The sequence below is a fragment of the Rhodococcus sp. UNC23MFCrub1.1 genome, from assembly GCF_000686025.1.
Lineage (GTDB): Bacteria > Actinomycetota > Actinomycetes > Mycobacteriales > Mycobacteriaceae > Rhodococcoides.
The window spans coordinates 17,912-27,130 of sequence record NZ_JMLQ01000018.1; the positions used below are offsets into that span (position 1 = coordinate 17,912).

Annotated in this window: 12 protein-coding genes; 5 read left to right on the forward strand and 7 right to left on the reverse strand. The window is 69.1% G+C overall.

The features are described from left to right. Nucleotide 1: 1 nt before the first annotated feature. Genes BR07_RS0122470 through BR07_RS0122490 form a run of 5 tightly spaced genes read right to left on the reverse strand, consistent with a single transcriptional unit; the run spans nt 2 to nt 3,580 of the window. Nucleotides 2-913, reverse strand: coding sequence for a DUF5926 family protein (locus BR07_RS0122470; protein ID WP_027507323.1), 912 nt, complete (start codon nt 911-913; stop codon nt 2-4). Nucleotides 914-924: 11 nt separating this feature from the next. Beyond that, on the reverse strand, nt 925-1,707 hold the full coding sequence (locus tag BR07_RS0122475) for a glycerophosphodiester phosphodiesterase family protein (RefSeq protein ID WP_027507324.1): 783 nt from the start codon (nt 1,705-1,707) through the stop codon (nt 925-927). Next, a complete protein-coding gene (locus BR07_RS26075; RefSeq protein ID WP_051613718.1) occupies nt 1,704-2,723 on the reverse strand; it encodes a DUF4328 domain-containing protein in 1,020 nt (339 codons plus the stop codon). The genes BR07_RS0122475 and BR07_RS26075 overlap by 4 nt, the downstream gene beginning before the upstream one ends. 4 nt (nt 2,724-2,727) lie before the next feature. Next, nucleotides 2,728-3,069, reverse strand: coding sequence for a rhodanese-like domain-containing protein (locus tag BR07_RS0122485; RefSeq protein WP_027507325.1), 342 nt, complete (start codon nt 3,067-3,069; stop codon nt 2,728-2,730). A gap of 43 nt (nt 3,070-3,112) precedes the next feature. Then, nucleotides 3,113-3,580, reverse strand: a complete 468-nt coding sequence (locus BR07_RS0122490; protein ID WP_027507326.1) for a hypothetical protein — start codon at nt 3,578-3,580, stop codon at nt 3,113-3,115. 176 nt (nt 3,581-3,756) lie between these two features. On the opposite strand from BR07_RS0122490, the gene BR07_RS0122495 reads away from it, so the two are divergent. After that, on the forward strand, nt 3,757-4,683 hold the full coding sequence (locus BR07_RS0122495; RefSeq protein WP_027507327.1) for an LLM class F420-dependent oxidoreductase: 927 nt from the start codon (nt 3,757-3,759) through the stop codon (nt 4,681-4,683). Here BR07_RS0122495 and BR07_RS0122500 read toward each other — a convergent pair. Next, entirely contained in the window at nt 4,671-5,861 is a 1,191-nt protein-coding gene (locus BR07_RS0122500; RefSeq protein WP_081821500.1) for an acyltransferase family protein, read from the reverse strand. The two genes, BR07_RS0122495 and BR07_RS0122500, sit on opposite strands and share 13 nt — an antisense overlap. Nucleotides 5,862-6,062: 201 nt before the next feature. Here BR07_RS0122500 and BR07_RS0122505 point away from each other — a divergent pair, with 201 nt between their 5' ends. From BR07_RS0122505 to BR07_RS0122515, 3 genes are all read left to right on the forward strand, one after another. Next, nucleotides 6,063-6,686: a superoxide dismutase gene (locus BR07_RS0122505; RefSeq protein ID WP_027507329.1), complete on the forward strand. Its 624-nt coding sequence runs from the start codon at nt 6,063-6,065 to the stop codon at nt 6,684-6,686. A 206-nt stretch (nt 6,687-6,892) separates the two neighbouring features. After that, entirely contained in the window at nt 6,893-7,426 is a 534-nt protein-coding gene (locus BR07_RS0122510) for a hypothetical protein (RefSeq protein ID WP_027507330.1), read from the forward strand. Between the two features lie 317 nt (nt 7,427-7,743). Further along, nucleotides 7,744-8,442, forward strand: a complete 699-nt coding sequence (locus BR07_RS0122515; RefSeq protein ID WP_027507331.1) for a TMEM165/GDT1 family protein — start codon at nt 7,744-7,746, stop codon at nt 8,440-8,442. Here BR07_RS0122515 and BR07_RS0122520 read toward each other — a convergent pair. Continuing rightward, on the reverse strand, nt 8,384-8,878 hold the full coding sequence (locus tag BR07_RS0122520; protein ID WP_027507332.1) for a nucleoside deaminase: 495 nt from the start codon (nt 8,876-8,878) through the stop codon (nt 8,384-8,386). The genes BR07_RS0122515 and BR07_RS0122520 overlap by 59 nt on opposite strands. Nucleotides 8,879-8,962: 84 nt before the next feature. Here BR07_RS0122520 and BR07_RS0122525 point away from each other — a divergent pair. Further along, on the forward strand, nt 8,963-9,219 hold a 257-nt coding region (locus BR07_RS0122525; protein ID WP_027507333.1), incomplete at its 3' end, for an SDR family NAD(P)-dependent oxidoreductase.

The following is a 9,219-nucleotide window of genomic DNA, read 5'->3' on the forward strand; positions in this document are numbered from 1 at the left end:
GTCAGCGCAGGGTGACCTGGCGGCTGCGCAGGCCGTCACGGGCGCGCCGCTGCTCGGAGGTGAGCTCGCTGGTGTCGGCCAGGGTCTCGTCGAGCCTGCGGCCGAGAGCCGCTGTGCCCGTTGCCCATTCGTCGGGATGAACCTCGGGATCGAGGTCGAAGACGGGCACGAGCAGGCCGTGGGTACGGAACGAGCCGGCGAAGCGCGATCCCTCCCCCACATGCAGTTCACCCACCGACTGCAAGCGAGCCAGCGCGATCATCAACTGATCCTCGTCCTCGGGACGGACCCAGCGGATGTGCGCCTTGTCGCCGGCGTCGACCCACCAGGCCGCGGACACACCGTCGGCCGTGATGCGGGCGGACGGGAGGATCGCACCGTTGGCGCGCTCGATGGTGGCGTCGACCTCGGGGTCCGCTCCCGCGCCCTCCGGGATCCACCACGAGAAGTCCTTATGAACGGTGATGTCCAGAGGGGACGTCGCGTCCACGAGTTCCGTGAGCGCGGGCGTCTCGGCGGACGGGTTCGACGCCGCCGTCGAGGTTCCGGGCGTCGCCGAGGAGGCCCACACGACAGAGGCGGCGAGGTCGGCCGACAGATCCTCCGAGAAGGTCTGGACCTGCATCGCGACGAACGCGTTCTTCTGCTCGTCGTCACGCACGAGTGCGGCGACGGCACCGGGGAGCACGGTCGCGAGGGTGAAGGGACGGTCGCTTCCCGTCACCGGGAGGGATGCCGACGCGGAGGCGACGAACTCGCGCATCGCCACGATGTCGCACTCGAAGGCGAGGCCCTCGAACGGCCGCACCGGCGCGGACGACAGCGCCTCACGCTCGGCTCTGCGCTGCTCCAGCAGCTCCGCGCGTCGACTGTCGGGCTTCGGTCCGCTGTTTCTCTTGCTCTTCTTACCCACGAGCGTCGAACCTACCGGGTGATGCTGTCGTCCAACCACGCGAGCGCCCGACCCGGATGATCGGTGGCGAGCCATCGCACCCCGAGGTCGTGGCACAGATGCACGTCCTCCTCGGTGTTCACGGTCCAGCAGTACGTCGCTCGACCGGCCGCCGCGGCGTGGTCGACCAGGTTCGGATGATCACGCAGCGTCTTGATCGAGGGCCCGACCGCCGTGGCGCCCACCGTGGTCGCGGCGCCGCCGCCGATGTAGCGCGACGCGGTGCCGAGCAGCACGGTCGGCAGCATCGGCGCCGATCGCCGCACCCGCCACACCGCCGACGGCGCGAACGACATCACGACGGCGCGGGACAGGGACGCCGACCCGGGTCGTCCGATGCCGAAGCGGTGCAGTTCCGCCAGCACGGCGTTCTCGATCAGGCCTCCGTAGCGCACCGGGTGCTTGGTCTCGATGAAGATCTTGGCGGGCTTCGCCTTCCACGCCATGACCATGTCGATGAGGTCGCTCAGCAGCAGCACGTTCGCCGGATCGTCGGCTGTCCCGTAGTCGTGGCCGGACAGTGCCTCGTAGGTGAGGGCACTGACGATCCCGGTTCCCGACGACGTCCGGTCGATCCGTCGGTCGTGGACGCACACCACCCGGCCGTCGCGCGTGAGCCGCACGTCGCACTCGACGCCGTCGGCCCCCTCGCGCAGCGCCTGTTCGTACGCCACCAGTGTGTGTTCCGGCCGCGTTCCCGACGAGCCTCGATGCGCGACGACGAGGGGTGTGGCCTCGTGTGCGGAGTAGATCATCGGACGTCGGCGAGCTGGTCGGGTGCGGTGTCCTCCGGGGCCGGGGTCGTGTCGGACACGGGGGTGGTCGGCAGGACCGTCCATCGCGTGAGGGTGCGGGTGTCGCCGCGCACGGTGCGGCCGTCGGCTCGGCGGATCACGGTGAGCGTGAGGGCGGCCACCCCCGCGGCGACCAGGTCGGTGATCGCGGTGAGGACCACACCGTTCGCCTGCGCCTGGATGCCGTCGACGGTGCGCCACGCGACAGTTGCCGCGATCAGCAGCCAGTTGCCGACCCAGGCCGCCCACCACCACGGCACCAGACGCTCGAGTCGGAGCCGGTGCTCGCTCGTGCGGGCCAGCTCCGTGAGGAAGACCCCGGGCAACAGCAGGGTGACGATCGGCAGCAGCGATCCGAGGTACAGGGTTCGCGTGCGCCGCGGATCGGTGAGTCCGTGACGGGCGTAGGCGCTGCGGCGCAGCCGGACCACGCGGGCGACCGTCGCCACCGCGGCGACCAGACCGACTCCGAGGGACAGGAACGACAGGCACCACACGGCGGCGTCCGACAGTGCGAGGACCGCGGCGGGCATCAGTCGGTCGCGACTGACGAGCAGCACGACGTACCGGGCCAGCTCGGCGACGGCCGCCGCGACGAACAGGGCGACGGTCGCCGTGAGCAGGGAGGTCGAGCGCCGGGCCAGCCGGTCCGTGGCGCTCTCCGGCGCACTCGGGTGCGGGCGCGGCGCGATCGGCAGACCCCAGGTGGGCATGACGTCGTAACGGGGGGTGGGGGTCGGCACCCGGCGGACACGGCGCCGCGGCGCGGATCCGGGCGCGGAGGCCACCCAGCGGAAGTTACGACGGACGGCCATCGGCAACTGCCCGACCGGGGCAGTCGACTGCCCGACCGGCACCGGGGAGAGCAGGACCCCGTGGCAGACGGGACACCACTGCCGCGGCGACGGCCCCACGTCGATGCGCCGTGTGCAGCGCGCACAGATCTGGAACCAGGCCACCGGCCGAGGAGCGGTCACGGCGTCAGTACACGGTGGCCGGGCGACCGGCGTCGTCGACGACCGGGAGGCCGGCCTGCTGCCACGCCACCATGCCGCCGTCCACGTTCACCGCGTCGACTCCCGCGTGCTGCAGGTACTCGACGACGCGGGCCGAACGCCCACCCTGGCGGCACACCACGTAGAGGGTGCCGTCAACGCTGATGTCGGCCATCCGCGACGGGACGTCGCCCATCGGGACGTGCAGCGCGCCGGGAGCGTGCCCGGCGGTCCACTCGTCGTCCTCACGGACGTCGAGCAGGGCGGTGCTGGGACCGGGCTCCGGGACGTCGGAGACGGATACGGACGGTACGGATCCGAAGCTCACGCACTCGATCCTGTCACGCCCCTCGCCCCGGTGCCACCGTCGATCACCAGTCGTTCCGGAACCGTCCGGTCTCGAACCCTCCGCTATCGAACCTTCGTGCGCCGCGGGCCACCACCCACGTGGTCCCCACCTTCGCCGCGGGCAGGGTGCCCGCCGCGATCTGCGCGAGCACGGCCTGTCGGGAGATCGCCCGCTCCGCCGCCACCTCGGACACCGACGACCACCCGTCGGTGGGCGGCAGTCCGGAGACCCACTCGTGGTCTCGTGCCGAGCGGACGGACAGCGACACGAGGTCGCGACCGCCGACGAGATCTCGCAGCAGAGCCGAGGCGAGGGTGACGGCCTGCGGCAGGCCGTCGGCCGAGAGGGTGACCACCAGGCGCGCGCGGCCGAGAAGGCTCCGGGTGAGGCGTCCGCGAAACGGCGCGACCGCCGAGGCCAGGGAGTCGATCTCCGCGGCGTGCAGGTCGTCGAGCGCGGCGGACAGTTCGGCCTCGGCGGTGAAGTCCATGGGGAGCAGTATTGTCGATCGGCATCTTCGACTTTCTACGGAGGTTGCTGATCGACAATCACCATCCCCATCATCCACAGAAACATCCACAGAAACGGGACTCGATCCCGTTTCTTCCGCGTGTGTCGCACCCACGGTCGCTCCCCGACTCCGGCACGCCCTTCTACTGTCGAACCATGGACCTCAGAATCTTCACCGAACCGCAGCAGGGCGCGACCTACGACGACCTGGTCCGCGTGGCGCGCGCCGCCGAGGACTTCGGGTACGACGCCTTCTTCCGCTCCGACCACTACCTGGCGATGAGCACGGACGGCCTCCCCGGACCCACGGACGCCTGGATCACGCTGGCCGGCATCGCTCGCGAGACCTCCACGATCCGCCTCGGCACCCTCGTCACCTCGGCCACCTTCCGGTACCCGGGTCCCCTGGCGATCTCGGTCGCGCAGGTCGACGCGATGAGCGCCGGCCGCGTCGAACTGGGGCTCGGAGCAGGCTGGTACGCAGAGGAGCACGCGGCGTACGCGATCCCGTTCCCGTCGGTGGGCACGCGCTTCGATCGCTTCGAGGAGACCCTCGCGATCGTCACCGGTCTGTGGGGCACTCCCGCGGGTGAGACGTTCTCGTACCAGGGCGACCACTTCACCGTGACCGAGTCACCCGCTCTGCCGAAGCCGGTGCAGAGTCCGCCGCCCATCATCATCGGGGGCATGGGGAAGAAGCGGACGCCGGAACTCGCCGCGCGTCACGCGACGGAGTTCAATCTCCCGTTCGCGGACACCGACGCGACGGCGACACAGTTCGACCGGGTGCGCGCAGCGTGCTCGGACATCGGCCGTGATCCGTCGTCGATGACGTTCTCCAACGCGCTGGTGCTGTGCTGCGGCACCACCGAGGACGAGATCGCCCGCCGCGCCGCCGCGATCGGACGGGACGTGGAGGAGCTCCGGGCAAACGGCGCGGCAGGGACGCCTGCCGAGATCGTCGACAAGCTCGGAACGTACGCCGAGCTCGGATCGACCCGGTTCTACCTGCAGATGCTGGACCTGTCCGATGTCGACCACATCGAACTGGTCGCCGCCGAGGTGATGCGTCAGCTGGCCTGAGGGCCGGAGGTCGGGTCACTCGAGGTCGGCTCGTTCGCGGTCGGGGCAGGCGTCCGCGGATGCCCCGACCAGTGGCGGGCGATCCACCGTGCCGCCGGCGTCTCGACGTAGCGGTACACGAGATCCGAGAGCACACCGGTGATCAGCGCGAAGACGAGCACCGCGACGGTCGCACCGAGATGCGGCTCGACGAGCGAGTAGATGCGGTAGAGCACCAGAGTGTGGACCAGGTAGATCGTGTAGCTGCGCGTCGCGAGCCAGTGGATCACGCGCGAGCGGCCGAACGCGGTGTCGGTGGGAGCCACCAACACCACCGCGACGACGAGCACCAGTACCGTCCACAGGTGACCCTGCTGACCGACGTGGAAGGCGTCCACCGTCGTCGCGTACCGGATGACGGCGAACTGGGCGAGACCCGCGAGAAGAAGGAACCGCCACGACGCGAGCCGGGCGAACGCGAGATACACGATCTGGCCCAGGAAGACGGTGGGCAACGTCGCCGCGACCTTGTCGACCATGGGGATCGTGTACTCGTACGGCACCAGATCGGTGTAGAGCAGGATCAGCCAGCACACGGCCGCACCGACGATCGGAACCAGCACGGGGCGGGACGCGAGCACCCGGCGCATGCTCACCGCGTACACGTAGAAGACCCCCTGGACCACGAGCGTCCAGGTGACCCCGAGGACCACGACCTCCGGGCGCACGAAGAAGCCGCCGAGCACGAAGCTCATGGCGGCCTCGGCGTTGCTGATGCCCACGGTCTGCGAGAACATCCCGTTCACCCCGAGGCGAACCAGCACGATCGCGGCGAGGACCGACAGCCAGAACACCGGGAGCAACCGCGCTGCCCGCCCCACGAGGAAGGCGCGCGGCGAGTTGCGGACGACGGACGCGGTCGCGACCAGTCCGGTGAGGATCATGAAGAACGCGACGCCCACGAACGAGAGATGGTGGTTCAGACCGCCGTGCTCGACGAACACGAGGGTGACGACGTCGATGAGCCACCACGGTGTTCCGAGATCATCGACCAGGAAGTACGAGATGTGCGAGTACACGACGGTCAGGACCGCCAGCGCACGCAGGATGTCGACTCCGCCGAACCGGATCCGCGGCGGATCGGCCGCCGTACGGACGGAGACCACCCCACCGTCCGAGTCGGGCGTCGAGGAGGTCATCACCCTCGATCTTAAGGTTCCGTTCACCTGTCGGTCGAGTTCGCCCACGTCATCGCTGCGCGCGGGCAAGGGGACCACGGTCCGCATCGGTGCGTCTGCGCTGCACTCCGACTGCGTCGAACTCTTGCGCGAGGTGTACGAATGACGTTGGCTGGGTAACGCCAGCAGTCAGCTACAACAGATGCAAGAGAAGGGAAACACGTGTCCGAGTACACACTGCCCGACCTCGACTACGACTATGCAGCTCTCGAGCCCCACATCTCCGGGGAGATCAACGAGCTGCATCACTCCAAGCACCACGCCACCTACGTCGCCGGCGTGAACACCGCACTGGAGAAGCTGGCCGACGCCCGTGACAAGGACGATCACGGCTCGATCTTCCTGCAGGAGAAGAACCTCGCGTTCCACCTCGGTGGCCACGTGAACCACTCCATCTGGTGGAAGAACCTCTCCCCCAACGGTGGAGACAAGCCCGAGGGCGAGCTCGCGGCCGCACTGGACGACCACTTCGGCTCGTTCGACAAGTTCCGCGCGCAGTTCACCGCCGCGGCCAACGGTCTGCAGGGCTCCGGCTGGGCAGTGCTCGGCTACGACACGCTGGGCAAGAAGCTCCTCACGTTCCAGCTGTACGACCAGCAGGCAAACGTGCCGCTCGGCATCATTCCCCTGCTGCAGGTCGACATGTGGGAGCACGCCTTCTACCTGCAGTACAAGAACGTCAAGGCCGACTACGTGAAGGCGTTCTGGAACGTCGTCAACTGGGCCGACGTGCAGCAGCGCTTCGCCGCAGCCACGTCGCAGACCTCGGGTCTCATCTTCCCGTAGTCCCGCCGCACAGTCGCACCGCGAATGCCGCGTCCCACGAGGGCGCGGCATTCGTCGTCTCACCGGCCACATCTGGCACTCGTGACCACTTGTGTGCCAGCGCGATGGTGGTGTTCTCTTCCTCTACCCGACGTTGTGTGCCGATGGTCCGCGCACGTTCCGCGCAGGCCGTCCCGCTCGATGCCGGCCAGTGCGAGGAGAACGTCATGACCAGTCCCGATCGTCGCATCATCGGTGTGGCCCCGTTCCACGCCTCGGGAACCCTGCGCGGCTTCGTCATCTCCGGCCGGTGGCCCGACACGACGAAGGAATGGGCGCAGCTTCTCGCCTTCACGGTGCGGGTCGCGTCGACCCCCGGCCTGCTGGACACCAGCACCGTCTTCTGTGTCCGCGAGGAACTGCCCGACGACCCGCACGAGGGGACCGTGGGCATCGTGGTGTCCGAGGGCCCCGTCATCGGGGACCACGCGGTGACCCCGGAGCGCTTCGCGCTGCATCAGCCGGCCGCGCTGATGATGCTGCATCCGCCGTCGGAGACGATGCCGACGCTGCCGGAGTGCGCCGGGGCCGCGTCGGGGTGCGTGCTGTTGCCGGGTCTGCCGCACCTCGGGCTGGACCATCGCGCCGCCTGGGTCGAGGCCGAGGCGGACGGCACCGTGACGTCGATGATCAGCCGTGTGGGCCTCGATCCCATCAGCCATCCCGATACGGCCGTCCTCGCGATGTTGCTCGCTGCATGACACGACAAATTTCGGGTAGCCGAACAGGTTTGTCGAAGTTGCAGAAGCCTGACCAGGGCTTTAGCGTGGAGATCAGCGAAGGGGAGTAGCCCCCGATCATCCAGTCGACATACTGGCGCGCACCGGTTCGCCGGGGCGCTCCCGGCTCGGTGAACCGAGCTTCCACACACGTGGCAGCAGGTGGGCGAGACCTTTCGTCGACCGGCCGGCCTCCGGCCTTCCCGCACCGGTCCCGATGACCGCACGGTGCGCTGCACCGAGCGTCGGCCAGGTTCTCCCCTCGTGTCGGCCGACGCGCCCTGTCCTGGAGGTTCGACGTGCTCGCCGCCCTGCTGCTCAGCTTCGGAGTCATCTTCGTCGCCGAACTCGGTGACAAATCCCAGCTGATGGCCATGACGTTCGCCCTGAAGTACCGCTGGTGGGTCGTCATCGGCGGCATCACGGTCGCCACGACGCTCGTCCACCTCGTCTCTGTTGCCGTGGGCCACTACCTCGGTGTCGCGTTGCCCACGCACCTGATCGGCATCGTCGGCGGCGTCGCGTTCCTGGTCTTCGGCCTGTGGACGCTACGCGGCGATTCGCTCGACGACGAGGAGAAGACGAAGGCCGACCGGGTGACGAAGTCCGCCTTCATCGCCGTCGCGTCCGCCTTCTTCCTCGCCGAGCTCGGCGACAAGACGATGTTGGCCACCGTCACGCTCGCCTCCGACAACGACTGGGTCGGCGTGTGGATCGGCTCGACGCTGGGCATGGTCGCCGCCGACGCTCTGGCCATCGTCATCGGCGCGACCCTGGGCAAGCACCTGCCCGAGCGGCTCATCACCCTCGGTGCCGCGACCCTGTTCTTCGTCTTCGGCGTGTGGCTGATCCTCGAGGGGCTGCTTCCCGGCACACCCGTCGGACTGATCGCCGCAGCCGTGGTCCTCGCTCTCGGTATCGCGGCGACGAGCTGGACTCTCACTCGTCCGACGGCAGACCGGCCTTCCGACGATGAAGTGCCCGCATCTCCGCGCTGACCTCCGGTACGGGCCCCCGCACCCGGATCCGCGGCGCAACGTCGCCGATGGGCAGCGCGGCGACAGGGCCCGGCTCCAGACCCCACTCCGACCGCCACGCGGTGAGCTGAGCACTCGTCACCGCGACGACGATGTCGCCGAGCCCCACCCACGCGTGCGCCGCCGAACACATCGGGCAGTGCTCCCCCGATGTGTACACCGTGGTCCGGGCGCGCTCGTCGGCCGTCAGGTTCCGCACGGCCCACTCCACGATCGTGAACTCGGGATGGCGCGTCGAGTCCCCGCCGCCCACGCGATTGCGGTCCTCGAAGAGCACCTGACCGTCCGCGTCGACCAACACCGACCCGAACGGCTCGTCACCGGCGTCGAGTGCCTCGCGCGCGAGCGCGACACAACGCCGGACATGGACCTCGTCTGCCGAACCGGGGAACGTCATGTCCCGAGTCTGCACCCACCGACTAGGGTTCGTTTCAGTGAGCGGCCGGTAACCGAGTCGGCCGTCCGACGAGAGGACACGGCAGTGGAGATCGCGGGAACAGCGGCATTGGTCACCGGCGGCGCATCGGGGCTCGGCGCGGCCACGGCGAAGCGGTTCGCCGACAACGGCGTCACCGTCTTCGGCCTCGACCTGCAACAGTCCATCGACAAGGCCGGTGACTCCGTACCGGACGGCGTGACGCTCATCGCCGCCGACGTCACCAGCGACGAGGAGGTACGGGCCGCCCTCGCACAGATCGGCGATGCCGGCGTCCCGCTGCGCATCGTCGTGAACTGCGC